The 267-nt window shown below is 57.7% G+C and carries 1 protein-coding gene; it reads right to left on the bottom strand.

Going from position 1 to position 267, the window contains the following annotated elements:
• Window positions 1-267 (bottom strand): phage tail protein (locus ACTHS4_RS12010; RefSeq protein WP_440365999.1); only part of this gene is annotated, 267 nt, incomplete at both ends.

Raw genomic sequence — 267 nt, 5'->3', positions numbered from 1 at the left:
CAATAACATCGCCCGGTACATGGCGAAGCCCTTCTGCGCCGACGCTGAAATCCACGGTCTGCGTTTCCAGCAGTTCTGTTTTAATCAGCCACAGCCCGGCGCGGTGTGCCTGCCCCCGGCTGGTACAGCCAAAGGCATCCATCTTCGTAACATTACGACCGTAACGGGCAATGGCCTGCGTATCTTCAACAAGCTCTGTCGCCGTCTCCCAGCCGTTGTTCGGGTCAATCCAGTTCACCTCAACGGCATTATGGCGGTCCTTCAGGG

The organism is Neisseria sp. P0014.S009, assembly GCF_051958155.1.
GTDB classification, from domain to species: domain Bacteria; phylum Pseudomonadota; class Gammaproteobacteria; order Burkholderiales; family Neisseriaceae; genus Neisseria; species Neisseria flavescens_C.
The sequence above is the reverse complement of the archived record's forward strand: the minus strand, read 5'-3'. Positions and strand labels throughout refer to the sequence as shown.